This window comes from Steroidobacter sp. (assembly GCF_036402275.1).
Lineage (GTDB): Bacteria > Pseudomonadota > Gammaproteobacteria > Steroidobacterales > Steroidobacteraceae > Steroidobacter.
Genome location: NZ_DASWTF010000013.1, coordinates 393,333 through 420,252 on the forward strand (window position 1 = coordinate 393,333; position 26,920 = coordinate 420,252).

Here is a 26,920-nt window from a genome sequence, read left to right on the forward strand (position 1 = left end):
CGTGGACACTCCGCGCCGACTCAGAATCGCCAGAGCACACCGGCGGTGCCGTTGAAGTAGCTGGACCGGCCGGTCTCGGGCTCGCCCACATCGTCGAGATATGTCACGTCCAGATAAACCTGGAGCGGCTCCGTCACATTGAACCGCAAGCCGGCGCCGTAGAGCGGATCTTCGTTGTCGTTGGTGAGGCGCCCGGCGAAAGGCGTGGCATCGATCGTGCCCGAGAACTGCAACTCGGTGCTGGAGAACAGCACGCCTGCCTTGATGTACGGTTCCCATCGACCGATCGGAAACGTGCCCACCAATGCGAACGTCGCTCCGTCCGCGCCGAAGCTGGCGTGTGCGCTGGCATCGCTGAGCCCCGTGGCATCCGTCAGATCGGACTGGATTTTGCCGAGGTCCACATAGCCAAGCTCCAGCGCGATGTTTCGATTGAAGCGATAGCCGAGGCCGACCGTCCAGCTCCACTCGTCGTTCTCGGTCTCGCCCGTGAGCGCGCCGAGATTCGACCCATCTGGCGCGTCGATCCGCCCCAAGCCCGCGCTGACATACGGACCGGATTCGTCCGCCGCTACGGTGCCGGCCAGCGCGATGCCGATCCAGGCGGCGCAAGCGCATGTTCGTTTCATCTGTGTCTCCTCCAAGGACGAGAAATCTCTCGCGAAGGCGGACACAGCAAGGGTCATTCCAGCCGGATCGCACCGGCTGTCCAGGGAAACAATTCGTTATAGAACAGTGAAGAAGCGCCGCTCGCGCTCGATCGGGAGTGTCCACGTCCGTGGACGGTCGTGCTCTTTCCAGCGCGCTGTAACTCCGGAGCCGCGGCGGTGTATTTGTCGGAAGGTAGAATCGCTGAGCTCGGATTGCTCAAAGGAGAACAGGTTCATGAAGATGCACATCGCGCCCTGCCTGGTGGCGGTCGTGTCGCTCGCGGTCAGCGCCTGCAGTGCGGACGATAAGGGGATGGACGTTCAATTGAAGCTCACCGACGAGGCCAGCGCGGCCGATGTCGGCTTGCCGATGTATCCTGGGGCGAAGCCCTACAAGGATCCTGGCGAGTCCCGTTCCGGCGCCAACCTGGGCCTGTCGACTGGATCGTTCGGTCTGAAAGTGGCCGCCGCCGAACTGGAGTCGTCGGACCGACCGGACAAGGTCGCGGCGTTTTATAAGAAGGCGCTCGCCAGATATGGCGAAGTTCTCGAATGCACCGATGCCGCGTCCAAAACCTCCAGCGCCGAATCCGAGGACCGACTGACTTGCGACCCGCACGAACCCGGGGACCATGAAGTCGTCTACAAGGTGGGCGTCAAGGACCATCAGAGAATCGTGGCCATCAAGTCGCACGGCAACGGCAGTCGATTCGCCCTGGTGCATGTGGACGTGCGTGGCGAAACCAAACGTTGAGCGAAACTGCGCCCGCCACTGAATGCCATTTCTGTTTCGTGAGCGTATAAGGGTCGATGATCATCGCCGAGCGTGATGCATCGGCCCGCTCAGTTCATGTGCAGGGCGCACCGAAGGAGTTTGCTTGCAGGATTACCCGGAGCGTAGCAGCCGCGCCGCTGTCGTTTCGTCCGCGTGATCGATCCAATCACCCGCAGCGAATAACAGGAGCAAGCTCATGAACGCGAATCTGCGTCGATCGTGGTGCGTGGCGACTCTGGCGGCAGTCACAATGACGGCGGCGGCCAATGACGGGGAAAATGGTACGTCACAAAACGGAGCGAGCTCGAGGTGTGCCTCGTTGCCGTCGTACGCACAATTGAAAACAGCCTTGACCGCGGCGCGACAGGAAGACAACGGCGGTTTCGATCTCGACATGTGGGGCACGATCGTCGATCGCGACGGCGTCGTTTGCGCGGTTGCGTTCACTGGAGAAAATCGCGGATCGCAGTGGCCCGGCAGTCGCGTGATTTCTGCTCAGAAGGCGAACACGGCGAATGCTTTCAGTCTGCCCGGTCTGGCATTGTCCACTGCGAATCTATACGCGGCGGTGCAGCCTGGCGGCTCGTTGTATGGTCTTCAGCACAGCAATCCCGTCGAGACGCTCGTCGCATATCGCGGACCTGCTGCTCGCTTCGGCCAATCGAACGATCCGATGGTGGGCTTGCGCATCGGCGGCGTGAATGTGTTTGGCGGCGGATTGGCGCTGTACAACGAGCGCGGCGTCCTCCTCGGCGCCGTCGGGGTGAGCGGCGATACTTCGTGCGCCGATCACAACATCGCCTGGCGCACCCGGCACGCGCTCGATCTGGACTTCGTGCCAGGGGGCGTGAGTGCGGCGGGCGATGACAACATCAACTACATTGGTGTCGTGCCCGTGCCGAGCCTCGCCAACGACTTCTCACATCCGGTCTGTGAGATCGCCGGCGAGGACAATGTCACTGATATCAGCGCGACCTTGCCGCCGATTCAGGAAGTCGAAGAAGATTAGAACGAGACTCGTGGCGGACGGGCAGTGCCGTCCGCCACGTTGCCGGTCAAAACATCACGTCTGGGCACTGAGCGACAATCCCGGCACTCGCTGCAGTTCGCGGGAGATCTGCGCACTTATGCTTTGCAGGAGCGCGACGCGTTCTTTGGCCAGTCTGGCGCGCGTGGTTTTTTTCGAATGGCTGGAGCTGTTGAGCGCCGCGACGACGCGGCGTGCTTTGTCGAATATGGGCACCGCGACAGCGACCACACCATATGCCAGCTCATCTTCGACGGCGGAGTATCCGACGCGTCGGCATTCCTCGATCAGCGCTCGTAACTTTGCGCGATCGGTGACCGTGCGCTCGGTCAGCGCCGTGATCTCCGCTTCCTCGAAATATTTCTCTAAACCTTCCGGCGACAGACCGGCGAGCAGCACGCGGCCCATGGACGTGGGATAGGCAGGAAGGCGACTGCCGACATGCGCTTCCAATCGCATCAATGTACGCACCGACGCGCGTGCTACGTAAACAATGTGGGTGCCGTCGAGCACCGTCAGCGCCGCGGAATCGCCGGTCTGACTCGCGAGATCCTCCAGATAAGTCTTGGTAAGCACCTCGATATTCATCGAGTCCAGATACGCCGCGCCCAGTTCGAGCACCTTGGGCCGCAGTAGGAAGTTGCGTCCCGACTGCATCACATAGCCCAGCTCCGCGAGCGTCAGCAAACATCGCCGCGCCGTCGCGGCAGGGAGGCCGGCTCGACCGGCGATCTCAGTGAGCGTCAACGACGGTGAGTCGTGCGTGAAGGCGCGGATGACTTCCAGGCCCTTCGCCAGCCCGCCCATGGCTTCGCGTCGCAATGATGAGGCTGGGTTCGAGGCGCCGGCTTTCTTCATGACAAATGCCTCTGAGGGGCTCTTTTCGATAAGCGAAAAAACGCGGCAATCGCGATTGACAGCCCCGGGGGCCGGATCCAGCATGATTCGTATGACGAATATTTATTCGATATCCGAAAAATTGTCCAGGCATGGCCCGCAGGGAGCGCGGGCATGAAGATCGGTGCGCAGGCCGATCGGGCCTCGGCGATCTCCACCTCGAACGAGGCAACCATCCTCGTGCGCGGGCGTGATCTGTGCGAGGAACTGATCGGGCGCATCTCTTTCACCGACCACGTCTGGTTGCTCGTCACGGGTGAGTTGCCGAACGAAGCACAGCGTCGTGTGCTCGATGCAGCCTTGGTCGCGATTGCCGAACATGGATTGGTGCCGAGTGTGCAAGTCGGCCGAATGACACTCGCCGCGGCGCCCGAAGCGCTGCAAGGGGCGGTCGCGGCAGGATTGCTCGGCTGTGGGTCGGTGATTCTCGGCGCGGCCGAAGATGCGGGCCGCTTGTTAGATGAAGTCGCTTCGCGAGCCGCGTCGCGTTCGTCGATGGACGACGTGGCAATCGAGATCATTCGGGACTACAAGGAAGCGCGGCGAGCCATTCCTGGTTACGGTCATCCGCTGCACAAGGGCTACGATCCGCGCGCTCGGCGATTGCTCGGAGTCGCAAAGGAAACCGGAACGAGCGGGCGTCACGTCGAGGCGGCTCAGGTCATCGAGAGCGTGCTGCCGGAGATCGTGGGCAAGCCACTCGCCATGAATGTTTCAGCGGCGATTCCGGCGATTCTGTTGGACGCTGGATATCCGTTGCTGGCGTTGAAAGGGGCGCCGCTGCTTGCGCGCACCGCCAGTCTCATCGCACATCTCTTGGAAGAACGCTCGCGTCCGATCGGCTTCGTGCTGTCGCATGCGGGCGCATTGGCCATCGACTACGACGGGCCACAGCCGGATGGGTTCGTGAGGCGCGATCGATAGAGATGCATCATGCAATCCGTCCTCTCCGGCATCCGTATCGTCGAGCAGGGCACGTTCATCACCGGCCCGTGCGCCGGCATGATGCTGGCCGACCTCGGCGCCGATGTCATCAAGGTGGAGAGTCCCACCGGCGATCCTTACCGGAGCTATCAGGGCGGACAGTTCTCACCGCATTTCCAGGCGTACAACAGGAATAAGCGCAGCCTCGCTCTCGATCTGCATCAGCAGGCGGATCGCGAGGCTTTCCAAAGCCTCATCGGCAATGCGGATGTTTATATCCAGAACTTCCGCCCTGGTACCGCCGAGCGGCTCGGCGCGGGCGCCCAACGCTTGCACGAGTTGAATCCGCGGCTCGTGTATTGCTCCATCAGCGGCTTCGGCTCCAGCGGGCCGTATGCCGACCGGCCGAGTTACGACTCGGTGGCTCAGGCCCTCAGCGGCTTTCTGAGCGTAGTGGTCGATCGCGATCGTCCGCGTTTCCTCGGGCCAGCGCTCGCCGATGCCATCACTGGCATCTACGGGGCATTCGGAATTCTCGGCGCGTTGATCGAGCGCTCGCGCACGGGGCGCGGGCGGCACGTCGAAGTCTCGATGCTCGAAGCCATGGCGCACTTCGCCGTTGAGCCGTTCGCCGCATTCTTCGCTCTGAACGAGATACCGAAGTCGAGCGACCGGCCGCGACTCGCGCAGGCATACATCCTGCGCACGGCGGATCCCGAGCTCGTCGCGATTCATCTCTCGTCCATCGAAAAGTTCTGGCAAGGCCTGACCACCGCGCTGGACAGCGAGCGGCTGAGCACTGACGAGCGCTTCCGGACCCGGCAGGGACGCATCGATCACTACGAAGCGCTAGGCGCGGAGCTCGATGCATTGTTTTCACGTCATCCGCTGCGGCATTGGGTCGAAAGGCTCGAGCACAACGACGTGCCGTTCGCGCCCATCAATCGCGTCGATCAAGTGGTCGACGATCCGCAGGTGCGCCATCTCGGACTGATCGTTCCAGTAGAATCGGCGAGCGGCGGTAAATGGGCGGTTCGTCCCGCCGTCCAGTTCGATGGCGCGAAATCGGAACGAGTGACGTCGGCGCCGCTGCTCGACCAGCACGGCGCGGAAATTCGCAAAGCCCTCGCTGCGAGCGGGGCCTGGCCTGAAGTCTCGGAGGTCACGGCGGGGTAAGGGCGAGCGGCATGGGGGAGCGGACCATGACTATGAATAAGTGGGGGTGGGGGCTGGTACTGACTGGCGTGTCGGCGGCGTTGTGTCTTGCGCCGTTCGATGCGCCAGCTCAGGACCAGGGCCAGCCGCAGAGTCTGGAGAGCGACACCAGTCTCGAAGAGATCATCGTCACCGCGCGCAAACGCGACGAGGCCGTGATCGACGTGCCCGTGGCGATCAACGTGTTCACGGCGGCCGATATCGAGACGGCCGGTATCGAGCGGCCGCAGGACTTCATCGACCTCACGCCCAACATGAGCCTGGTGCAGACTCAGAATCAAGGCACGTCGTTTGTGACAGTGCGCGGCATCTCACAAGCGCGCAATAGCGAGCCTTCGGTCGCGGTGCTGATCGACGGTGTGTTGATGGTCAATCCGTCGCAGTTCAACCAGGAGCTGGTCGATATCGAAAGCATCCAGGTGCTGAAAGGGCCGCAGGGCGCGCTCTACGGGCGCAACGCCATCGGTGGCGCGATCATCGTGAATACACGAAGGCCGACGGACGAGTTCGAAAGCAGCATCACGGCAGGTTACGAGTCCGGGCCCGGCCAGCGGCTGCGCGGCAGTATGAGTGGCCCGATCACGGATACATTGAAGTATCGGGTGGCGGCGTCGTATTTCGAGACGGACGGGTACATCGACAATGCATTCCTGGGCGAGGAGGCCGATCCGTTCCGGGATGTATCCACGCGCGTGCGGTTGCTGTGGGAGCCCTCGGACAAGTTCACGGCCGACCTCCGACTGAACTCGTCGCAGGTGGATACGCAGGCGCTGTATTTCAACATCACCGAGAGCGTCAACGACACGAGCCTGCCAGTGCGCGTGAACAATCCTGGCGTGAACGAGCGCGACATGTACGGTGTCTCGCTCAAGATGGATTACGAAACCGGCGCCGGCACGCTCACGTCGGTCAGCTCCTATGACACGCTCAAGGAGATTCTCACCGGCGACCAGTTCGACTTCCTGCCGATCGAAGACTCGGTGTTGTTTGCGTTCTTCCGCTCGGATCAGGCCCAGCATCAGTTCCTGGACGTGGAAGCCGTGAGTCAGGAGTTGCGCTTCACTTCGCCGGCCGGGCAGCGCGTGCGCTGGATCGCTGGGGTGTATGGCATTGCCACGGATCGTTTCATCTCGACGGGCAACGTTTTCGATCTCGGCACGGGTGTCGTGCCGCAGGTACGCCGGCGGCCGTTGCCTGCGTTCAACCCGCAGTTCACGTATCTGGCCGACTCGCAGGACAACTTCGCGTGGGCGGTGTTCGGCAACGTCGATTTCGATCTGACGGCGAAGATGGAAATGTCGCTGGCCATGCGCTACGACCGCGACGAACGGGAGAACACGACCGAGACGCCGGCCGCCTTCATTCCTGGGCCACTGGTCGGCATCGCCTTCCCCGGACAGGTTCGCGATCGCACCTGGGATGAGTGGCAGCCAAAAGTCACATTGCGCTACAAACCCAGCGACAGCTCGACTCTGTACGCCGGCTTCAGCCGCGGATTCCGCAGCGGCGGTTTCAATCAGACCGGCGTCGGCTCGGCCGGCATCGCCGGGGTGGAAGATCTGTTCGACGCCGAAACCGCGGATACCTATGAAATCGGAGCGAAAGCGGAATTCCTGGAGCGCCGCCTCAGCGCGAGCGTGAACGTCTATCACACCCGCGCCGAAGGTTCGTACTTTTTCGTATTCGATCCCACCACCAGCACGCAGAATCTGGGCAACCTCGAGCGGGTGGATTATCAAGGGGTCGAGCTGGAATTGAAGGCGCTGCTCGCGACCGGCTTCGAGGCGTATCTCGGCCTGGGTTACACCGACAGCGAGATCAAAGAATCCAGTCGCGCGCCGAGCGATGTGGGCAATCAAGCGCCGCTGGTGTCCGAGTACAGCGCGAATCTGGGCCTGCAATATCGCCGTCCGCTCGGCGACGAGTTGAGCATGTTCGTACGCTCGGACCTCGAGGCGATCGGACCGACTTGGTTCTATCCCGATAATTTCACCGAGCGTGATCCCGTTGAGTTGGTGAACCTGCGCTTGGGACTCGATGGCGGCGCGTGGAGCGCGACGGTGTGGGGCAAGAACCTGACCGACGAGGAGTACAACGCCGAATGGTCGCCCGGTCCGCAGTTCTTCCCGAGCCCGGGGTACACCAACAACTTCGTATTCAAGGCGCTACCGCGACGCTGGGGCGTGGATCTGACGTACCGGTTCTGAACGCGACGCGCCCTCTTATAGGAGCACGATCATGGCCACGGTTCAAAAGCTGCCGACTCGACTGCACCACACCGCATACGTGTCGAAGAATCTGGAAGCGACGCGCCAGTTCTACGAGGACATCATCGGGCTGCCGTTGCAGGCCACCTGGTGCGAGTCCGATGAGTTGTTCGGCGCCGAGCGCACGTATTGCCACCTTTTCTTCGGCATCGGCGACGGCGGCGCGCTCGCATTCTTCCAATTCGCGCGGCCCGAGGACCAAGAGTTGTTCGGGCCGAAGATGCCGGAAACGCCGTTCCATCATGTCGCACTGAAAGTGGACGCGGACGTGCAGAAGGGCATCGAGCAGAGGCTGCGCGCCGCCGGTTACACCGAGCCGAAAATGTTCGTGCTCGATCACGGCTATTGTCGTTCGCTGTATGCGGTCGATCCGGACGGCATGATCGTGGAGTTCACGGTCGATCATCCGGATGTCGACAAGATCAACGCCACGCGCCGGGCCGACGCTCACGCCGAGTTGAAACGGTGGCTGGCGGGCGATCATCGGTCCAACAACATGTACCGTTGAAGCGGAGGCTCGATCCTTGAAGACCAGTCGGGACAGACTCCTGGTGACGCTCGTCGGCAGCCTGCCGCGCTCACAAGCCGTCACGGACGTGTTGTTTGCTCGCGAGCGTGGCGAAGAGCTCGACGAGTCTGCTGGCCAGGCAACCATCGCGGACGCGGTGAAAGACGCCGTTCACCGGCAGGTGGCGAGCGGTGTGGACGTAGTCAGCGATGGTGAGATGAGCAAGATCAGCTATGCCACGTACATCAAGAACAGGCTGACAGGATTCGCAGGCGATACGCCGCGTGAACCCGGGCAGGACCTGGTCGAGTTCCCGCGCATTCTGAAGCGCCTGGCAGATACTGGAGCGACGGCGAAGTACACGCGGCCTCGATGTGTTGCCGAGATTCGCGTCAGTGACTTAAAGCCCGCGCAGAGGGACGTAGACAATCTCAAGGCGGCGCTCGCTGCCTCGTCTGCCGCTGAGGGCTTTCTGAACGCCGCCTCGCCGGGCGTGATCGCGCTGTTCCAACCGAACGATTACTACCGTACCCAAGGCGAATATCTCGAAGCGGTGGCGGAGGCGATGCGTGCCGAGTACGAGTTGATTACCAGCGCGGGGTTGCTCGTGCAGATCGATGCGCCGGACCTCGCGATGGGGCGGCATACGATGTATCGACATGACACCGTCGATGATTTTTTGAAGAGCGCCGCCCGTCACGTCGAAGTGTTGAACCATGCCTTGCGCAATGTTCTCGCCGAACGCGTGCGCATGCACGTGTGCTGGGGTAATTACGAAGGCCCGCATCATCACGACGTGCCGCTGGAGCAACTGCTGCCGGTCGTGGTCAAGGCGAAAGTGCAGGCGCTGCTCATCGAAGGCGCGAATCCACGTCACGAGCACGAGTGGGGCGTGTTTCGAGATTATCGGCTGCCAGAGGACAAAGTGCTCATCCCCGGCGTCATCAGCACCACGACCAATTACATAGAACATCCCTTGCTGGTCGCCGAGCGCCTGTGCCGATATGCCGACGTGGTCGGTCGGGAGCGCATCATGGCGGGCACCGACTGCGGATTCGGCACGTTCGCCGGCTTCGGCCCCGTGGATCCGGACGTTGCCTATCTCAAGTTGAAGTCGCTGGCGGAAGGCGCGGCGATCGCTTCGGATCGATTGTGGGGGCGGCGCTGAACGGCGAGAGCTTCATCGAAGTCGAAGGAGCAACACTACGCGTGCGTAGCGCCGGGAAGGGTGCTGCGGTGGTGTTCGTGCACGGCTGGGCGCTCGATCTGGATATGTGGCAGGCGCAACTCAACCTGCTCGCGCCGTGGTATCGAGCGATTGCATTCGACCGCCGTGGTTTCGGCCTGTCTTCGGGTGAGCCGAGCATCGAGCAGGATGTCGAGGACATCGCGCGGCTGCTGGATTGCTTCGGAATCTCGCAGGCAGCCGTCGTGGGCATGTCACAGGGGGCTCGGGTCGCTCTGCGTTGGGCGATAAAACATCGCGAGCGCGTCTCGTGCCTCGTGCTCGATGGCCCGCCAGCGGAAGGTTTGCCGCTGACTGTCGATACGCAAGAGATTCCCATCGACGACTATCGCGCGACGATCCGCAACCAAGGAATCGAGGCGTTTCGGCGCAAATGGGCACAGCATCCCTTTATGCGCTTGTATACAACAGCGCCGGGCGCACGCTTGCTACTGCAGGAAATTGCCGCCCGCTATCCGGCGCGGGATCTGTCGATGCATGAACCGTGTGCGCTGTTTCCTCTCAAAGTCGGGGATCTGCAAGGGCTGAGCACACCCACTCTGATTCTCAATGGCGAATACGACTCGGAGCAACGACGCGCCACCGCGAGGCAGATGGCGGAATCCTTGCCGGATGCGCATTTGAAAATCATTTCCGGCGCTGGGCATCTCGCCGCCCTCGACGATCACAACAACTATGCGCGGATCCTGCACGGCTTCTTTTCTGCTCGAGCGGCGATGGGTAGAAATTTCCTGACTTGAGCTGTGCCATGCGGTTTCGATGCGCGCACGCCACAGCTTGCGTTCACAACCTATTTCCAATGTTATTTGTCGGTGCTAGACAAAAATAAGATTGTCAGCAGGGGGAGACCATGATCACGTCATTGCGCAGATCGCGAGAAACATTCGCGCGATCGGGTTTTGTAGGTGGACGGTTCGTTGCTCCGGTCGCGGCCGTGATGGCCCAGACGGTGCTCATGACGCCGTCCGTGCTTCAGGCGCAGGAACCGACGCCGGCCCCGGCTCCGACCAGCGGGACTTCGCTCGAGACTGTAGTTGTTACAGGCAGCGCGATTACTGAAGGCGTCAAGAAACTCGAGGCCAGTTACAACATCGTCACCGCCAACGAAGAACAGATCCGCCAGTCCAATCCCAAGAGCACGGCCGACCTGTTGAAGATCTCGCCGGGCCTCTGGCCGGAATCCACCGGCGGTCAGACTGGCGCGAACATTTCGATAGCCGGCTTTCCGAGCGGCGGCGATGCGCCGTTCTACACGACGCTGCTGATGGGCTCGCCGTTGTATGGCATGCCGACGCTGTCGTTCTTCGAAACCACCAGTATCTTCCGGCTGGACGACACCGTTCGCGCCGTGGAAATCTTGCAAGGCGGCCCGTCGGTGGTGTTTGCCGGCGGCCAGATGGGCGCGACCTCGAACTTCTTTCTCAAGACGGGCAGCGAAGAGCCTTCCGGCAGCCTTGGCCTGACCTATGGCGACGAGAATCTCTATCGCATCGACGGCTTCTACGGCTTCAAGATCGCCGACGGCTGGTATGGGAGCTTCGGCGGTTTCTATCGCACCTCCGATGGCGTGCGCGAGTCCGAGTTCCCGGCCGACGAGGGCGGGCAGGTGACAGCCACGCTCAAGCGCGAGACCGATCGCGGCGATCTGATCCTCTATGCGCGCTATTTGAACGACAAGAACCAGTTCATCACACCCATCCCGATGATCCAGCGCGGCGAGGACGATTTCAGGGAGTATCCCGGATTCGACGCGCTCACCGGCACTTATAATAGCGAAGCCCTCCGGCACGTTCGGCTCGACGGCTATCCGAACGGAGGAACTACCGCCGATCTGGCCGACGGCCGTGGCGTGGACATGGTGTTTCTCGGCGCCACTTACGATCACGAGTTCGACAACGGCTGGTCGATCAGCAACAAGTTCCTGTACAACGCCGGCGACGTCGACACCAACGCGCTGTTCTCAGGCTTCAATCCCGCGCCGCTGTTCGACGAGTTGTACACCATCCCCGAAGAGCTCGGCGGGCTCGAGCTGCCCTTGGGATCGGCGACCACGACTTTCGTCGGCGGTGGCGCCGTGCCGCTGACCCAGGACGTGATTCATCAAGGCTGGTGGTACATCCACAAGGAGCTGGAACACTTCAATAACGACTTTCGCCTGAGCAAGGAACTGTTCGAGGGCAACACGCTGACGGTCGGCCTGTATACGGCGTACTACACCATGGACGACGAGTGGGCGCTCGGTGCACAGATGTTCATGACCAACGAGGTGAATGCCCGGCCGATCACCGTCAGCTACGTCTCGGGCGGCCAGACGTTCCTGCGCACCGACGAGCAGGGCTTCCTCGACAATGGCGGTTTCAACATCGCGCAGCGTGGCCACGCATTCAACAGTGCCATCTATCTGTCCGATTCGTGGCGCATCGACAGGTGGCTGCTGGACGCCTCGGTGCGTTACGAGAACCAGGATGCGACCAACCGTGTGTGCCATCTGGAGGACGTGAATCTCGACGGTAACCCGCTGACTGTCTATAACAATGAAGTGCCTGTGTGCGACGGCACGCTGGACATCACGGACTACGATGAAAACTTCACTTCGTGGACGGTGGGCGCGAACTATAGTTTCACGGACGCCATGTCCACCTATGTGCGTGTGAACCGCGGCGGGCATTTTCTAGACTTCGACAACGGCATTCGCGGCAGCACCACCGGCAATACGCCGCCCGTGCAGGTCGTGCGTAATTACGAAATCGGCTTCAAGTTCCAGAACGAGTTCGTCTACGCCGACCTCAGCGGCTATTTTCGCGACTTCACCGGTTTGCAATATCAGCAAACGGACCGGACCGGCGCACCCACCGGCGCCCGGCTTCTATACGGGTCGGAGTCATACGGCGTCAACTTCATCGGCGCGGTCACGCCCATCGAGAACTTCAGGTTTCAGGTGGTCGCGAATTACGTCGACGGCGAGTACACGGACTACGACGCGTGCTTCCCGTTCACCAACGTCGTGATCGGCGACGGCTGCGCGCCCATCGAAGGACAGCAATTGCAGCGGCAACCCGAGCTGCGCTACATGCTCACGCCGAGCTATCTCGTGCCGTTCGACTGGGGCGATGTCGAGGCGTTCGTGACGTACACGTACGTCGGCGACCGCACGCAAGACCAGTCGGGGCTACAGGAGCTGGGCGATTACTACACCTGGGATTTCGGCGTTACCGCGCGCGTTGGCGAGAACTGGTTGTTCACCTTGCGAGGCACGAACATCACCGACGAGCTGGGCATTACCGAAAGTAATTCGCGCATCTTCGGCGTGGCGGCCGGTGGCGGCGGCGTGCTGCTGGCTCGCCCGCTCGAAGGCAGCGAGGTCAATTTCCAAGCCAAATATCAGTGGTAGCCGGCTGAGTAACGCGGGCGCCTCGAAGCTTGTCGAGGCGCCTATTCGGCCGGAGGCTCGCCCGGTTTCGCCGCGGAATCCTCCTGCGCGGGAGGAGTGGCTTTTTTCTCGGGATCCGGCATGGGCTTCAGCCGGCCGGTCGGCAGCAGCGCCTCGACGGTGACTTGCGGAGGAATCCTCGATAGTCCTTCGCAATTGAAGCCTCTGCGCACCACGCGTACGTTGAGCCGGCGGAACACCTGCTGACTCATCTGTTCGAGCAGGTCGCAATCCTCGGCCTGCAGGCGCATCGTTTTATGTGACAACGTCACTTCCTGCCGCTGCGCCTCGAACAGGATGGGATCGTTGAACGCCGCGGCCGCATTGCCCGTGACACGAGACACCAGCTCGCGGCGGGATTTGTCCTTTTCCAGCTCGTCCAGCACTTTCTGCGTGACCTCGACCGGGAACATCACCTCGGCGCGGATGCTCGTCGACTGTTCACGCCCGGACATCGGATCGCGCATCCTGGCGGATCCGCCCCAGCGGTCGTCCATACGGCTGCGGTCTCGGCCGAATGTCGGGTCGAACGTCACTTCCTCTTCCGGCATGTAGCCGAGGTTGCAATTGCGCGCGTTGACTTTGACGTCGTCCCGGGCGCCGATGCCGATCAGAATGAGGGCGACCCGTTGTTCCAGTTCGGGACACGAATACAACCGACTGGCGCCGCGATACTGGAAGGAGATTTCGTGCGCTTTATAAACTGCGGTGATCGGCTCCTGCGATCCTGCTTCGGCGCCGAGCGCCGGGCCGGCGGCCACGAGCAGAGTCAAAGCCAATCCCGTGCAGCGCTGGTTCCAGGCTGCGGTCATTCTGGATAAAGGCGAAGCGGTCATGGATCCCCAGCCCCCCGCTGCATGCCGTCGGCGGCAGTGGCATTCAGTCTAGGCTCGCGCGCGCGCAACGTCGAGCCATATTCATTCGCGGCGGCTCGGGAGGTGTAGTCCGGTGCGCACGTGGGAGGCGTGCGCACGGCAATCATTCAGCCGTCATTTAGGTTCGGCCGCGATCTGGCGCAGCGCCTGCTCGAACACCTCGACCGGTTGCCCGCCCTGAATCAGATACTTGTCGTTGACGATGACCGAGGGGACGGCCCGGATGCCGAGTTGCCCGTAACGCTGCTCGAGCTGGCGCACGTCGTCGCCAAACTGGCCGGATTCCAGCACCTGGCGCGCACCTTCGGGATTCAGACCAGCCTGGCGGGCGACATCGATCAGCACTTCCCGATCGCTCGGATTGCGGCCCTCGGTGAAGTAGGCGGCAAACAAAGCCCGTTTCAGTTCGTGCTGACGACCTTCCAGCTCCGCCCAATGCAACAGCCGATGCGCGTCGAACGTGTTGTAGATGCGGGAGCGCTTTTCCATGTTGAACGTGAAGCCCAGCGCCGCGCCCCGGTCCCGGATGCCTTCGCGATTCCGCTGCATTTCCTCGGGTGTCGAGCCATATTTCTGCGCGATGTGCTCGACCATGTCCTGACCTTCCGGCGGCATTTGCGGATTCAGCTCGAACGGCTGGAAATGAATCTCGGCGGTGGCCGCGTCGCCGGCACGCTCGAGCGCCTGTTCGAGGGAGCGGAGTCCGATCACGCACCACGGGCAGGACACGTCGGACACGAAATCGATTTTGAGATGTGACGTCATGGGACGGACGGTAACAGTCATCGTCCGCTCATGGAAGTGAAGATCGTGCTGGCGGCCTTGTTCACGGGTGCGCTCGGGACAGACAAGGTCCGTGTCACTATACAATGGGCCCTCAGGGACGACCCGACACCACCCGAACTGCCCGAGTCAGCATGTATCCCGACGACGAAGATCAAACCCCGGTTCCAGTGCCGCATACCGAGTTGTCGGCCGAGGCGCTGCGCGGCGTCATCGAAGCGTTCGTGCTGCGGGAGGGGACGGAATATGGGGAGCGCGAGTTCACGCTCGAAGAAAAGCGCACGCACGTGCTAAATCAACTGGAGCGCGGCGAGGCGCAGATCATGTTCGATCCGGTGACGAGCTCGGTCGATATCGTGGTGACCCGAAAGTTGGGTTCGCGTTCGTAGTAGACTCGCGGCCTTCGGGCTCCGTCCCGCATCGATCCATTGCTCATGGCCAGCCAGCGAGACTACGACCTTTTTGTCATCGGCGCCGGTTCAGGCGGTGTTCGCGCGGCGCGCGTGGCCGCCGCGCACGGCGCTAAAGTTGCGATCGCCGAAGAGCATCGCATCGGCGGCACCTGCGTGATCCGCGGTTGCGTGCCGAAGAAGCTGCTCGTGTATGGCGCGCATTTCGCGGAAGATCTCGAAGATGCACGCCGCTTCGGCTGGCACGTGCAAGACGCGAAATTCGACTGGCCGACGTTGCGTGACAACGTGCTCGCCGAGGTGACGCGCCTGAGCGGGTTGTACACCCAGACGCTCGACAATAATAAGGTGAAGATATTCACGCAGCGCGCGGTGGTCACTGGCGCGCACAGCGTTCGCGTCGGCGATCGCGAGATCACGTCGGACGTGATTCTCATCGCGACCGGCGCGCGGCCGCATGTGCCCAGTGCTCCCGGATGCGAGTACGGCATCACTTCCAATGAAGCATTCCATCTCGAACAGTTGCCTCGACGCATGCTGATCTCGGGCGGCGGCTACATCGCGAACGAGTTCGCCGGTGTGTTCAACGAGCTCGGCGTCAAGGTCACGCTCGTCAACCGCTCGGACGTGATCCTGCGCGGCTACGATGCGCAGATTCGCGACCGGCTGCTGCAGATTTCGATGATCAAAGGCATCCAGTTCCTGTTCAACTCGCCCATCGAAAAGATCGTGAAGGAGGCGAGCGGCGCGCTCACCGTTCACATGCCGGACGGTCCGGTCGAATGCGACGCGGTTATGTTTGCTACCGGGCGCGTGCCGAACACTGATGGGCTTGGGCTCGAGAGCGCAGGCGTGGAGATCGACTCGAAGGGCGCGGTACGCGTGGATGACGAAAGTCGCACCACCTGCCCGTCGATTTATGCCGTCGGCGATGTCACCAATCGCGTCCAGCTCACGCCCGTCGCCATCCGCGAAGGGCAAGCGTTCGCCGACACTGTCTTCGGTAACAAGCCCACGAAGGTGGACTACAACTGCATCGGCTCGGCGGTGTTCAGCCATCCGCCGCTGGCGGGCGTCGGGCTCACTGAAGGTGACGCTCGCAACAAGTACGGCGCGGTGAAGGTCTATACCGCCGACTTCCGGCCGATGAAGAACGTGCTCGCGGCACGCAACGAGCGCGCTCTATATAAGATCGTCGTCGACGCCGCGAGCGACAGGATCGTCGGCGCGCACATGATCGGCCCGGACGCGCCTGAGATCCTGCAGGTCCTCGCGATTGCTGTTAAAGCGGGGCTGCGGAAGTCGCAGCTCGATGAGGTGGTCGCGATTCATCCGACGATGGCGGAAGAGTTGGTGTTGCTCAAGTAACATCGAGCGCTCATCGTAGGCTCTCGCGCAGGGCCGCCACCAATCGATCGATGTCGGTGGCGGTGCTGTGCAAATGCGGGGCGACGCGAATGCTGGTGCCGCGCGCGGCGACATAAACATCACGTTCTGCGAGCTGGCCTACAAGATTGTCCGGTAATCCGGACTCGGCTCGGAGCCCGATCATGTGACCGACGCGGTCCTTCGGATCGGCGCACGTGAGACCGAGCGATGCGGCTCGCGAAGCCAGCTCCGCCGTCCATTCACTGAGCTGTCGTTGAATACGCGCCGGCGTCCACTCCGCGATTTGTTTGAGCGCGGCCTGCGCCATCGGCAATAGATAGAGCTGCGCCGACTCGCCCTGTCCGAAACGCGCGGCGCCTTCCTTGTACGTCTCGGTGTATTCCACCAGTCTCGCAAAATTCTCGCTGCCTTCGCGGTGCAGCCACGACTCTTCGAGCGGCACGCCCTTTGAATGCCATCGCTCGGCGACATACAAATATCCCAGCGCGTACGGCCCGAGTAACCATTTGTAGCCGACGGTGACGAGAAAGTCCGGCTGGATCTCCGCCACATCGAACGGGTAGGCGCCCAACGATTGGCTCGCATCCACCACCAATGCCGCATCGTTCGCTCGGGCTGCCGCGCCGACCCGACGCAAGTCGATGAGTGTCCCGTCAGTCCAATAACAGTTAGGCGTTGCGACCACGGCGGTGCGCCGATCGATGAGCTGGACGATCGCGTCGGTGCGCGTGCCTCCCGGCGTCGGAACCGCGACACGCAGCTCAGCCCCGCATTCCCTCGCGAGCCGTCGCCAGCTGTAGAAATTGGATGGATATTCCTGATCGAGGACTACGATGTTGTCCCCGGCCTTGACCGGAACATTCAGCGCCGCAACCGCCACTCCATAACTCACCGCCGGCACCAGCGCGACACTCGATGCCTGCGCATTGATGAGCCTCGCGAACGCGGCGCACAGTTGCTCCTTCCCGCTGAACCAATCGCTGGCTTCCAATGTCCACGGCTTCGCCATCCGCTCCACGGTGGCTCGGCCAGCGGCAGTCACGACTTTGAGTCGCGGACAGAGGCTGGCGCAGTTGAGGTAAGTGACGTGGTCGGGAATCTCGAACGCTGCACGCTCTTGGGACGAGCCGGGTTTCGTCGGGGTCATTCATTCCTTCCGTGTTTAGATGTCTCAGCATTCGACCGCTGCGCTGCCTTTCGGACCGGCGATACACACAGTCGTCGTGGTGGAGAAGGCAGGGCTGCCGGTCTCTCGAAACGAGGTTTCGCCGAACGCGGCGGTATAACCCTTGGCTCGCCGCTCCGCCGAGCAGACATAGCCGTCGCTGAGTCTCGAACACCTGCGGGCCGTCCAGCGGGCTTCGCGGAAGTCGCGGGTGAGACTGTGGGCGCTCCAGACCCGAACGTTCTGTATGGGTTGATCGGCGCTGAGCTTGAGGATGAGCGCGTTGCGTTTCGGCGTGAACGACCAGGTCGTGCGTGGCAGGGGTTTGCCGGCCGCGGCGTAACGATGAACCGCGCTCAGACTGCCGATGACGCGATTGGCATCGCGCAGCCCATGGCCTTGATTCGGGACGTACAGGACATGCTTGGGATTCGGCAACCCGGGCCAGTAGATCTTGAGTGCATCGAGCGGCCAATAGCGATCGTTCGTACTGAGCAGAATCAGTTTGGGCTGGGTGAGACGCTCGCGATAGCGGAAAGGGTCGACCATGGACAACAGCGCGTCGCCGCGCGGTGTCTTGAGTTTCGTGGGCAGGTCGAGGGATGAGTAGTCTGCAATCTCTTCCGAGAAATCTCCCCACGTGGCGCGCTGATGGTCCATCTGCGCCGGCATGTTCAGCACGTCGATCACCATCGGCGCAACGGCCATGACTCGTTGATCGACAGCGGCAGTGAGCCACGCGGTCCAGCCCCGCTTCGAGGCGCCGGCGACGGTGAACGAGTCAGGGGATACAGCCCATCGCTTGCGAAGGATGTCCTGCACGGCGTCCATGGCGCGCGTTGCGCTCTTCACCATGGGCAGGAGCAGGGGCCAGTCGTCTTCGCCGGTTTGCAGATATTGATCGAACGTGTATGCGATCAGCGCATCTTCCCTGCGCTCGAACATCGGCTGAAACGGCACCTGGCGGAGCACGGCCACGGGCGCGCGAATGGATTCCGCAAGGCGCGCGAACAACATCGCTTCGCGCGGCAGCGCCGTCTGTTTGCGCTCACCTTCGTACTCGGGTTTCCAGCGACCGCCGTGGATGAACAGCAGCGCGTGCCGCGAATCGCTCTTCATATTCGCTGGACGCAGCACGAATAATTGATGTTTCCAGGGAATGCCGCGCCAGATCTGCGAGGTCATCAGGTACTCGGCGTACTCGGCCGTCCCGACGCGACCGGAGGTCACTTCTCGCCATTCGAGACTGGCATCGGGTCGCGCGACGTACGCCGCCAGATGGCCCGCAAGTATCGGTTCGCTTTCGCTGGACCACGCTCGCGGTCCCGTCGCGCACAGAAGCGTCAAGACGAGAAGGACGCTGCGAATAAGAATCGTCCGCTGAAACATGACCGGCGGCCTAAGCGGCGGCTCGAACCCGAGTCAGGCGAAGCTATCCTAGCGCAAGTCGCGTGACGCGTAGAGTTCAGATTTCCGCGACTAGCTTCGTCATGCCGCGACGGCCCATGCTAGTCGAGGCGCGCAATAGTGAGCCTGGACGGTGCGCATGGGATGTCAGCAGATCGACGCCGTCACCGCCGGCAGCGGGCCGAGTTGAAAAGAATAGCTGTCGCCGACCACGGCAAACTTCGTGGGAATGATCGAGCCGGTCATGATCCATTGGCCGGGTCGAAGATCTTCGCCATTCTCTCGCGCAAACTGCGCAACCCAGCCAAGAACGGATAGTGGGCCGCTCGACACGTCGCTGCTGGATCCCGTGGCCACTTGCTCACCATTGACGAACAGTCGCCCGTCGAGGCCGCGAAGGTCGCCGAAGGCGGCGGGCGGCACTGCTTCCCCAAGCACGATGCCTTTGTTCCAGCTGTTCTCGGCAGCGATGGAGCTTGCTTCGAGATGGGCATAGTCCGCATCACGATCGTCGACGACTTCGAACGCCGCCGCGATCGCATCGACGCACCCGATCAGTTCGCTGACGTCGCTCGTTCGCGGTACCGACCTGCCGATGCGCAACGCCAGCTCGCTTTCAACGCCGAGCCGGTGGAAATCCGCCTTTCGCAGCGTGGCTCCGCTTTCGCGGACGCCGCTGCTGAAAATACGGCCGCCGATCGGCTCGCTCACGCCACAGAAGTTTTGCATCTTCTCGGTGGTCAGACCCACCTTGTAACCAGCGATGCTTTCTGTGCCGGAGCGAAGGGCGCGCGCCACGATCTCGGCTTGAATCTCATAAGCCTCATCGAGCGTGATCGGGCGCGCGTCGATGCGATGTAGCTGGAACGTCGTGCGGTTCCTGATATGCACTTCGAGCCGATCGACGATGGAGCGAATCTGGCCGGCGTGCACTCTTCGACACCCGAGTGAAGTGAGGTGTTCGGGAATGTAGCACAGCCCATTCAGGAAAAATTCGCTGCTATTCCATCTCGCCGCGCTCCACGATCTCCAGGTCCGCCAGTATTTCCGGAAAATGATTCGCGAGCAGACGACTGGCAAACGGGCTCGGCTTTTCGAAGGCCTGCAGCGATCTGCGGCTGTGTTCCAGATCTCTTTGCCAGCGCGTGTGAAGTTCGGCGAGACCGGCGACAGCGCCCCGGTTCACGGCGTTTATCAATTGTTGGAGATCGACGCTCGCGGCCTTGCCCTGCTGTCTGGCCGCGACGAGCCGATCGCGTTCGGGCAGCATGGCTTTGATGATGCCGCCGAGCACAGCTTTTTCGATCAGCGGCCACGGTGGGCAGGTCAGGCATTCCTCGGGCAACGGTTTGGGGAAACGTTCCAGCAGCTCGATGGGAATCAACGGCCGGATCCAGTCGTAGATCATGCAGGAGCTGACGTACTGGCCGAGAATGTCACGCGCGCTCTCGCCGAGTTCCCAGGAAGGCATGCCGCCGTCGTAGCCTTCGATGGCGAGTGTCGATCCGGTGCTCCAGAACGCGGCATAGGTGAGCATCGCGTACTGTTGCGCCGGTGGCGACAGCCACACCGCGACGTTGCGAAAGTAAGATTTGATCTTGGCCCAGTTGTCGCCGCCGGCGATCTGCAGGCCGTCGATGTTCATGTTGAACCAGTGATGCCAGGTCGAATCGACCACCACGCGGCCGATGTCGGCGCGATGGCCGTCATAGGCGCCGATCACCGCGAACTGAGTCACGGGTGTAGGTGTCTTTTCGTGTTCGTAGGGCGGTTCGGGCCATGGGTGCGCCCAGGCAATCGCCTGCGGCAGCGGTCGTGATCCGCCATCCACCGCATTGGGAAAATCAGGGCCCGCCACGCCGCCGCCAAAGTCGTGCGCGATGTCGACCTGCACTTCACGATCGTCATAGACCCAGCCTTCGTGCGGATGATCGGGTAACACGTTCATCACGCCGTGAGTGCGCGTGCACAGGATGGGATGCGGGCGTTTCATGAAACCGCCGTAATAACGCACCTGGAGGGGCAGCGGCTCGCCGTCCAGCTGGGCGTCATCTGGAATTTCTGAAATGGAGGCGGGGTCGGCCTGATCTGGGCTCTGCGGCTGGTTGGTGTCGTGACGATAGCGCGTGGGTCCGCCATTGCTGCTAATGGGCCCGTTGATCGGCGGCACGCCGTCGACGTTGGTCCAGCGTCGCATCGCGCGCACTCGTGGAATCTTCCACGCCAGGGTCGCGCCGAGGAAGTGATGATCGCCCATCGCCAGCAAACCGCCGCGTCGCTCGTTCATCCACGTCGTGAGTGTGCGTAGCTCGCTCTGCGATACTTGTGTGGGATGAGATTCGATCGGCGCGTCGGATGGATCGCCGCCATTGCCTGGATGAAAGCCGAAACACCAGATCTGATGGAAACGATTGATCAGCGGCTCGGCGTCGAGCATCTGGTCGAAACGGAAATTGTTGTAGTCGGCGGGGCCGCCCATCGCCGCGGCGTCGCGCGTCGCGGTTTCCACTTCGAAGCGCACGTACTTGTATTCGCTGTCGTTATGCGGCGCTTTCTTGCGCAGGATCTCGATGACCTTGCCGACGCCGAAGAAATAATTCCAATCCACGCCCACGGCGCCGTCCACCACGACCAGGATTCGCACCGTGGGCCGTTTTGGAAAGGGCCAGTGCGCGAACTCCCAGATCGACTGATCGTGGTAGGGCGGAAACTTGTCGTGTGCACTCTGCATGACATCCCTCCTGGCGATTGCGACGGGCGACGAGTCGAGTCGCGATCGATCCTAGTCGCGTGCGGGAGGGAATGAATTCGTACGAAGGTTCCGACGTACCAAAGTTACATTTTGTGTTGCAGCACGCTGAGTGTTCGTCAGCGCGTAAACGTTACGATAAAGTGACGCTACCCGCGCGGGACGGGCCGGAGCGAGAGCATGCGAAAGTCTCCGTATCTGAGCGACAAAGCCTTTGTGATCGCAGGGCTCGCTGGAGTAGTCGCCTGCGCGTGGGCGTACTTGATTCCGGCCTCCATCGATATGTACGGCCGCATGGACGGGCCCGCCGCCTGGATGATGGAGACGAGTTGGGACGCCGGCTACATTCTTCTCATCTTCCTGATGTGGTCGGTGATGATGGTGGCGATGATGCTGCCGAGCGCGCTGCCGACCATCCTGATTTTTCACCGGGCCATTCGCAACGATTCGAGGATCCGCTCGCCGTCGCGCCGTATGTTTGCATTCGCGGCCGGATATTTGCTGGCCTGGTTCGGATTCAGTGCTGGCGCCACGCTGCTGCAGTGGGGTTTAGCCGAGACGGCGTTGCTGTCACCTATGATGGTGAGCGTCAGCCCGTGGCTCGGAGGCGCGATACTGATCGTCGCGGGTCTCTATCAATGGACGCCTCTCAAATATGCGTGCCTGCGACAGTGCCGCTCGCCGGTTGCGTTCCTCGTCGAGAACTGGCGGCCCGGCTTGCCCGGCGCGCTACGCATAGGTTTGCGCCACGGTCTCTACTGCGTCGGCTGCTGCTGGGCGCTGATGCTTCTGCTGTTTGTCGGCGGCGTGATGAGTTTGTTCTGGATCGGTGCGATTACTGCTTTCGTGCTGATGGAGAAGCTGGCGCCGAGAGGCGTGCAGGGAGGCAGATTGAGTGGAGTTGCATTGGTGGCTGCTGGGCTGTGGGTGCTGATGTCGTCTTAGCGGGGTAGGGAGGCGGTGAAGACCGCCAATTGATCCGCGAACGCACGCCTGTAGGCGGGCCGCGCTTCGCCGCGGGCGACGTAGGCAGCGAGGTTCGGGAATTTCTCCACTTCAGCGGTGCTGCTCAACCTGCGCAGCACCGTGACCATCAGCAGGTCACCGGCGCTGAATGCACCGTCGAGCCAGTCGGCATCGCCAAGTCGACTGGACAGTTCGCGCAATCGCACGCGGACGCGGTCCTCGAGAATAGGGTGGCGTTCTTGATACCAGTTCTTGTCCCGCTCCAGGATCGTCGCCATTTCGAGCTCGACGATCGGTGGCTCCACCGTGTTGAGCGCGGCAAACATCCATGCGATGGCGCGCGCCCGGGCATTCGCATCTTCTGGCAATAGCCCCGCATGGCGCTCAGCGATATGGAGAATGATCGCCCCCGACTCGAACAGGGTGAGATCGCCTTCCTCGTAGGTCGGAATCTGACCGAACGGATGCAGCCTGCGATGCTCGGGCTTCTTCAGCTCACCGAAGGACACCAGCCGAACGTCGTACGGCTGGCCCACTTCCTCGAGCGCCCAACGAACGCGCATGTCTCGCGCCAGCCCTTGGCCACGATCGGGCGAGGCTTCAAAGGCGGTGATGGTGGGGTTCATTGTCGCGCTCCGGTGATTGCATAACTGAAAGACGGCTGTGCTCGGCCGAAGCCGACAAGGCCGGCGACCATTTTTCCGGCCGGGTTTGGACGCTCCGCTTTCAGTTGAACCAGATGTTACGCTCCGTGCCAGAGGTTGGACTTCGGTGGTTTCACGGTGTCCCGCTGGAGGTCGAACGATGAGCTCGGCAAACGCCTACGAAGCGTACGCGCATGAGTTTCTCGCTGCTCGGGATCGATCCATGGTGGGCGCGGATATCGTCAGCGCCTGGGCGAAATCGCTCCCGGCCGGAACCGACGTCATCGAGATCGCGTGCGGCGGCGGTTATCCGGTGAGTCGCGCATTACTGGAGGCCGGCGTAAATCTTTGGGCCATCGATGCATCGCCCGCATTGCTCGAGAAATTCCGTTCGCGATTTCCTTCGATTCCGACGCAATGCGCACCGGCTCTGGAATGTGACTACTTCGGGCGGAAATTTGGCGCTGCTGTATCGATCGGTTTGATCTTCCTGTTGGAAGAATCGGAGCAGGTCGCGTTGCTACATCGATTTTCCGAAATCCTGTTGCCCAACGGGCGGTTGCTCTTCACCGCGCCCATCGAGACATGCTCGTGGCGGGATATCACCACCGGACACGATTGTCGGTCGCTAGGCCATGCGCGGTATATTCAGATTCTGCAGGAAGCGGGATTTCGCCTTGTCGGCACGCGCGTCGATAAGGGCAAAAACAATCACTACGAAGCGCAGAAAGTTGGCGCGGGTTAGTGAGGCCGCCTGCGAAGAAATTCATTCGCCGGACGTTTCCGCGGAAACGCCGAATGTAAAATTGAACCCACCACCGTGGAGGCATGAAACATGAGCCTGATCCTCTCCTGGCTGATCCTATCCCTGGCCGTTTGGGTCACGGACGCCGTCCTGCCCGGCTTCCATGTCAAAAGTGCCAAGAGTGCGTTGCTCGTTGCCGCCATCTTCGGTGTGCTCAACTTTCTCCTGGGCTGGTTGCTGTTTGCGGTTTTCACCGTCGCGACGCTCGGCATCGCCTGGCTGCTCGCATTCATTACGCGCTGGATCATCAATGCCATCCTGCTCGTGATCACGGATAAGCTGACCGACCACCTGAAAATCGACAGCTTCGGATGGGCCCTGGGTGGCGCGCTCGTGATGTCGCTGGTCGGTACGCTCGGCGAGTGGGTCGTGCGGTCGGTGTTCTAGCGAGGGCAGGCATTACACAGTATTTGCTGACATCCGCTGTTATTTGACGTTTCGTCCCGCGGTGCCATGATTGGGGTCGATGGCGACAGCGGTTGCAGTCAAGCCCCCGGTGGAACCCATGCTGGCAAAGCTGGCCGACGAGCTGCCGGCCGGCGCCTACTTGTACGAGCCCAAATGGGATGGGTTCAGGGCCATCGTGTTTCGCGGCCAGGACGATGTGTATCTGCAGAGTCGCGACTCGCGGCCGCTCGATCGTTATTTTCCGGAGCTGCACGATGCGCTGCTAAAACGCTTGCCGCGCAACTGTGTCGTGGACGGGGAGATCGTGATCGCGACGGAGCGAGGGCTCGACTTCGACGCGCTTCAGCTGCGGCTGCATCCGGCGGCATCTCGCGTACAGAAGCTCGCAAAAGAAACGCCTTCTTCTTTCATCGCTTTCGACATTCTCGCGGTCGGAGCGCGTGATCTGATGAACGCACCGCAAGCGGAGCGGCGCGCGGCCCTCGAAAAGTTACTCGGCGACGTGAAGCCTCCTGTCTATCTGACGCCGATCACCCGCGACCGAGACGTTGCAGTCGACTGGCTAACTCGCTTCGAAGGAGCTGGCCTGGACGGCGTGATCGCGAAGCCGGAGTCCGGTGCGTACCTGCCGGGCAAGCGCGCGATGATCAAGATCAAGCACGCGCGCACCGCGGAGTGTGTAGTGGCCGGGTTCCGCTATCACAAGAGCGGCAAGGACGCGGTCGGTTCTTTGCTGCTCGGCCTGTACGATGACAGCGGAACACTCCAGCACGTTGGCGTTACCTCATCGTTCACGATGGCAATGCGCAGGAAACTGGTTGAGGAGCTTGCGCCACTTCGCAAGAACGCGATGGACGATCACCCATGGCGCGAATGGGCAGGCGCGGCGGCAGAATCGAGCCGCATGCCCGGGTCGCAGAGTCGCTGGAGCGCCGGCAAGGATCTGTCATGGGAGCCGCTCAGGATCGAGCGCGTCTGCGAGGTGAAGTACGATCACATGCAGGGCAACCGCTTCCGGCACGCGGCAATCTTCCTGCGCTGGCGACCTGACAAACAACCGCGGGACTGTCGTTACGATCAGCTCGAAGTCACCACGCCTTACGAATTGGAGCGGATCTTCTCGTCCGGATCGAGCGGCTCCTGAGGCGGCCGCAGCGCTTCGGGAACGTGTTGAAGATTGATTCGGGTTCGAGTCCAGGTGCTATAGCGTCCGCGCATTGCGTCGACCAGTACGTCAGCGGGCTGTAAATGTGCTGCGGCTTCGGGATGGCGCGATTTCCAGCGCTCCACACCGGCCACAGCATCTTCCTTGCGACGAGCGCGCCCAATCTCGATCAGAGGGAATTTCGACTTGCGCTTGGACGGTTGAACGCGAGGCGGCTCCGAGCTCTGTCTTGGGTAATGCGGCGGCCAGGGCGCATCGCCCAAACCCTGCCGCTCGAACAATTCGAGCAGCCCTTCGATCGAGCCGGCGTGCTCATCGATTTTTGCATGCAGATCGCCGAGTTTCTCGAAGCGGGCTGGCATGGAGACCAGAGTGAAATCCCCCGGCTCGCATCGATCGACCTCGTCCCACGAGAGTGGCGCCGAGACAGGCGCGTTAGGTTTGGGGCGGACGGAGTATGCGGCGGCGACGGTTCGGTCCTTCGCGTTCTGGTTGTAGTCGACGAATACACCGTGCCGCTCCTCCTTCCACCACTTACTCGTCGCGAGTTTCGGCGCGCGCTGCTCGACTTCGCGCGCCAATGCGAGAGCGGCGAGGCGCACTTCATCGAAGCTCCAACGCGGCTGGATACGCACGCAGATGTGCATGCCACGCGAGCCCGACGTCTTGGGCCAGCCGACGAGCTTGAAATCGTCGAGCACACTTCGAGTGACGGCAGTGACTTGCTGGATCTGCTTCCACGTGACGCCAGGCACAGGGTCGAGATCGACGCGCAACTCGTCTGGATGATCCAGGTCCTCGGCGCGAACCGGATGCGGATGCAACTCGAGGCAGGCGAGATTCGCGAGCCACGCGAGTGCTGCTGCGTCCCGCGGCACGACTTCCTCCGCCGCGCGGCCCGATGGGAAGCGCAGCTTGACGACCTCGATCCACGGCGGTCGACTGTCCGGCGCGCGCTTTTGATAGAAGTGCTCGCCCTCGATGCCGTTGGGGTAGCGCACCAGCATGTTCGGTCGGCCCCCCGCGCCGCGCAGCGCTCCTTCGCTCACGGCGACGTAATAGCGGACGAGGTCCAGCTTGGTGAGCTTCGCCTGCGGGAACAGCAGCTTCTGTGGATTCGAGATGGCAACTTCGCGCCCGGCGACAGTGAGGATCTGAGCTGCGCTGTTCTTGGCCATGATTAGCCTGATTGCGTGCATCGCTCCCGTGCGATAA

25 protein-coding genes are annotated in these 26,920 nt (G+C 61.9%); 15 read left to right on the forward strand and 10 right to left on the reverse strand.

The features are described from left to right. Positions 1-20 precede the first annotated feature (20 nt). Positions 21-629: an outer membrane beta-barrel protein gene (locus tag VGD45_RS06535; protein ID WP_331154468.1), complete on the reverse strand. Its 609-nt coding sequence runs from the start codon at positions 627-629 to the stop codon at positions 21-23. Positions 630-885: 256 nt separating this feature from the next. On the opposite strand from VGD45_RS06535, the gene VGD45_RS06540 reads away from it, so the two are divergent. Next, complete coding sequence (locus tag VGD45_RS06540; RefSeq protein ID WP_331154469.1) at positions 886-1,404, forward strand: hypothetical protein; 519 nt, start codon at positions 886-888, stop codon at positions 1,402-1,404. Positions 1,405-1,675: 271 nt separating this feature from the next. After that, positions 1,676-2,434, forward strand: coding sequence for a GlcG/HbpS family heme-binding protein (locus VGD45_RS06545; protein WP_349263227.1), 759 nt, complete (start codon positions 1,676-1,678; stop codon positions 2,432-2,434). Positions 2,435-2,488: 54 nt separating this feature from the next. Here VGD45_RS06545 and VGD45_RS06550 read toward each other — a convergent pair whose 3' ends face one another. Beyond that, positions 2,489-3,310: an IclR family transcriptional regulator domain-containing protein gene (locus VGD45_RS06550; RefSeq protein ID WP_331154471.1), complete on the reverse strand. Its 822-nt coding sequence runs from the start codon at positions 3,308-3,310 to the stop codon at positions 2,489-2,491. Positions 3,311-3,463: 153 nt separating this feature from the next. Here VGD45_RS06550 and VGD45_RS06555 point away from each other — a divergent pair, with 153 nt between their 5' ends. From VGD45_RS06555 to VGD45_RS06585, 7 genes are all read left to right on the forward strand, one after another. Next, the gene (locus VGD45_RS06555) at positions 3,464-4,273 is read left to right on the forward strand and encodes a citryl-CoA lyase (protein WP_331154472.1); all 810 of its coding nucleotides are present in this window, start codon (positions 3,464-3,466) and stop codon (positions 4,271-4,273) included. A 9-nt stretch (positions 4,274-4,282) separates the two neighbouring features. Then, positions 4,283-5,449, forward strand: coding sequence for a CoA transferase (locus tag VGD45_RS06560; protein WP_331154473.1), 1,167 nt, complete (start codon positions 4,283-4,285; stop codon positions 5,447-5,449). A 26-nt stretch (positions 5,450-5,475) separates the two neighbouring features. After that, positions 5,476-7,695 carry a TonB-dependent receptor gene (locus VGD45_RS06565; protein WP_331154474.1) on the forward strand — a complete coding sequence of 740 codons (2,220 nt, stop codon included), beginning with the start codon at positions 5,476-5,478 and terminating at the stop codon, positions 7,693-7,695. A gap of 31 nt (positions 7,696-7,726) precedes the next feature. Beyond that, the gene (locus VGD45_RS06570) at positions 7,727-8,263 is read left to right on the forward strand and encodes a VOC family protein (protein WP_331154475.1); all 537 of its coding nucleotides are present in this window, start codon (positions 7,727-7,729) and stop codon (positions 8,261-8,263) included. A gap of 16 nt (positions 8,264-8,279) precedes the next feature. After that, positions 8,280-9,431 carry a cobalamin-independent methionine synthase II family protein gene (locus VGD45_RS06575; RefSeq protein ID WP_331154476.1) on the forward strand — a complete coding sequence of 384 codons (1,152 nt, stop codon included), beginning with the start codon at positions 8,280-8,282 and terminating at the stop codon, positions 9,429-9,431. A 41-nt stretch (positions 9,432-9,472) separates the two neighbouring features. Beyond that, positions 9,473-10,249 (forward strand): alpha/beta hydrolase, encoded by a 777-nt coding sequence (locus tag VGD45_RS06580; RefSeq protein ID WP_331154477.1) that lies wholly within the window; start codon positions 9,473-9,475, stop codon positions 10,247-10,249. A 110-nt stretch (positions 10,250-10,359) separates the two neighbouring features. Further along, the gene (locus tag VGD45_RS06585; protein WP_331154478.1) at positions 10,360-12,900 is read left to right on the forward strand and encodes a TonB-dependent receptor; all 2,541 of its coding nucleotides are present in this window, start codon (positions 10,360-10,362) and stop codon (positions 12,898-12,900) included. Between the two features lie 41 nt (positions 12,901-12,941). Here the strand turns inward: VGD45_RS06585 and VGD45_RS06590 are convergent, their stop codons facing one another. Both VGD45_RS06590 and VGD45_RS06595 read right to left on the reverse strand, forming a co-directional pair. Then, positions 12,942-13,712, reverse strand: coding sequence for a hypothetical protein (locus VGD45_RS06590; RefSeq protein WP_331154479.1), 771 nt, complete (start codon positions 13,710-13,712; stop codon positions 12,942-12,944). A gap of 216 nt (positions 13,713-13,928) precedes the next feature. Further along, positions 13,929-14,579, reverse strand: a complete 651-nt coding sequence (locus tag VGD45_RS06595) for a DsbA family oxidoreductase (protein WP_349263228.1) — start codon at positions 14,577-14,579, stop codon at positions 13,929-13,931. A gap of 152 nt (positions 14,580-14,731) precedes the next feature. On the opposite strand from VGD45_RS06595, the gene VGD45_RS06600 reads away from it, so the two are divergent. After that, positions 14,732-14,986: a YheU family protein gene (locus tag VGD45_RS06600; RefSeq protein ID WP_331154481.1), complete on the forward strand. Its 255-nt coding sequence runs from the start codon at positions 14,732-14,734 to the stop codon at positions 14,984-14,986. Positions 14,987-15,031: 45 nt separating this feature from the next. Then, positions 15,032-16,375: a glutathione-disulfide reductase gene (gor, locus tag VGD45_RS06605; RefSeq protein WP_331154482.1), complete on the forward strand. Its 1,344-nt coding sequence runs from the start codon at positions 15,032-15,034 to the stop codon at positions 16,373-16,375. A 10-nt stretch (positions 16,376-16,385) separates the two neighbouring features. Here gor and VGD45_RS06610 read toward each other — a convergent pair whose 3' ends face one another. The 4 genes from VGD45_RS06610 to VGD45_RS06625 all read right to left on the reverse strand — a co-directional run bounded on the left by VGD45_RS06610 (position 16,386) and on the right by VGD45_RS06625 (position 21,699). Next, entirely contained in the window at positions 16,386-17,543 is a 1,158-nt protein-coding gene (locus VGD45_RS06610) for an aminotransferase class V-fold PLP-dependent enzyme (protein ID WP_331154483.1), read from the reverse strand. A 24-nt stretch (positions 17,544-17,567) separates the two neighbouring features. Then, positions 17,568-18,950: a PhoPQ-activated pathogenicity-related family protein gene (locus tag VGD45_RS06615; protein WP_331154484.1), complete on the reverse strand. Its 1,383-nt coding sequence runs from the start codon at positions 18,948-18,950 to the stop codon at positions 17,568-17,570. 165 nt (positions 18,951-19,115) lie between these two features. Then, positions 19,116-19,901 (reverse strand): 2-keto-4-pentenoate hydratase, encoded by a 786-nt coding sequence (locus VGD45_RS06620; RefSeq protein WP_331154485.1) that lies wholly within the window; start codon positions 19,899-19,901, stop codon positions 19,116-19,118. Between the two features lie 67 nt (positions 19,902-19,968). After that, positions 19,969-21,699, reverse strand: a complete 1,731-nt coding sequence (locus tag VGD45_RS06625) for a hypothetical protein (protein ID WP_331154486.1) — start codon at positions 21,697-21,699, stop codon at positions 19,969-19,971. Between the two features lie 198 nt (positions 21,700-21,897). Here VGD45_RS06625 and VGD45_RS06630 point away from each other — a divergent pair, with 198 nt between their 5' ends. Next, positions 21,898-22,662, forward strand: coding sequence for a DUF2182 domain-containing protein (locus tag VGD45_RS06630; protein ID WP_331154487.1), 765 nt, complete (start codon positions 21,898-21,900; stop codon positions 22,660-22,662). Here VGD45_RS06630 and VGD45_RS06635 read toward each other — a convergent pair. Beyond that, on the reverse strand, positions 22,659-23,309 hold the full coding sequence (locus tag VGD45_RS06635; RefSeq protein ID WP_331154488.1) for a glutathione S-transferase family protein: 651 nt from the start codon (positions 23,307-23,309) through the stop codon (positions 22,659-22,661). The two genes, VGD45_RS06630 and VGD45_RS06635, sit on opposite strands and share 4 nt — an antisense overlap. Before the next feature lie 178 nt (positions 23,310-23,487). Between VGD45_RS06635 and VGD45_RS06640 the strand changes: the two genes are divergently transcribed. The 3 genes from VGD45_RS06640 (at position 23,488) to VGD45_RS06650 (ending at position 25,684) form a co-directional block, all read left to right on the forward strand. Then, positions 23,488-24,072, forward strand: a complete 585-nt coding sequence (locus VGD45_RS06640) for a class I SAM-dependent methyltransferase (protein ID WP_331154489.1) — start codon at positions 23,488-23,490, stop codon at positions 24,070-24,072. Positions 24,073-24,162: 90 nt separating this feature from the next. After that, entirely contained in the window at positions 24,163-24,519 is a 357-nt protein-coding gene (locus VGD45_RS06645) for a phage holin family protein (RefSeq protein WP_331154490.1), read from the forward strand. Positions 24,520-24,637: 118 nt separating this feature from the next. After that, positions 24,638-25,684, forward strand: coding sequence for an ATP-dependent DNA ligase (locus VGD45_RS06650; RefSeq protein ID WP_331154491.1), 1,047 nt, complete (start codon positions 24,638-24,640; stop codon positions 25,682-25,684). On the opposite strand, the gene ligD is transcribed toward VGD45_RS06650, so the two are convergent. Beyond that, positions 25,639-26,883, reverse strand: a complete 1,245-nt coding sequence (ligD, locus tag VGD45_RS06655) for a non-homologous end-joining DNA ligase (RefSeq protein ID WP_331154492.1) — start codon at positions 26,881-26,883, stop codon at positions 25,639-25,641. The genes VGD45_RS06650 and ligD overlap by 46 nt on opposite strands. Between the last annotated feature and the right edge of the window lie 37 nt (positions 26,884-26,920).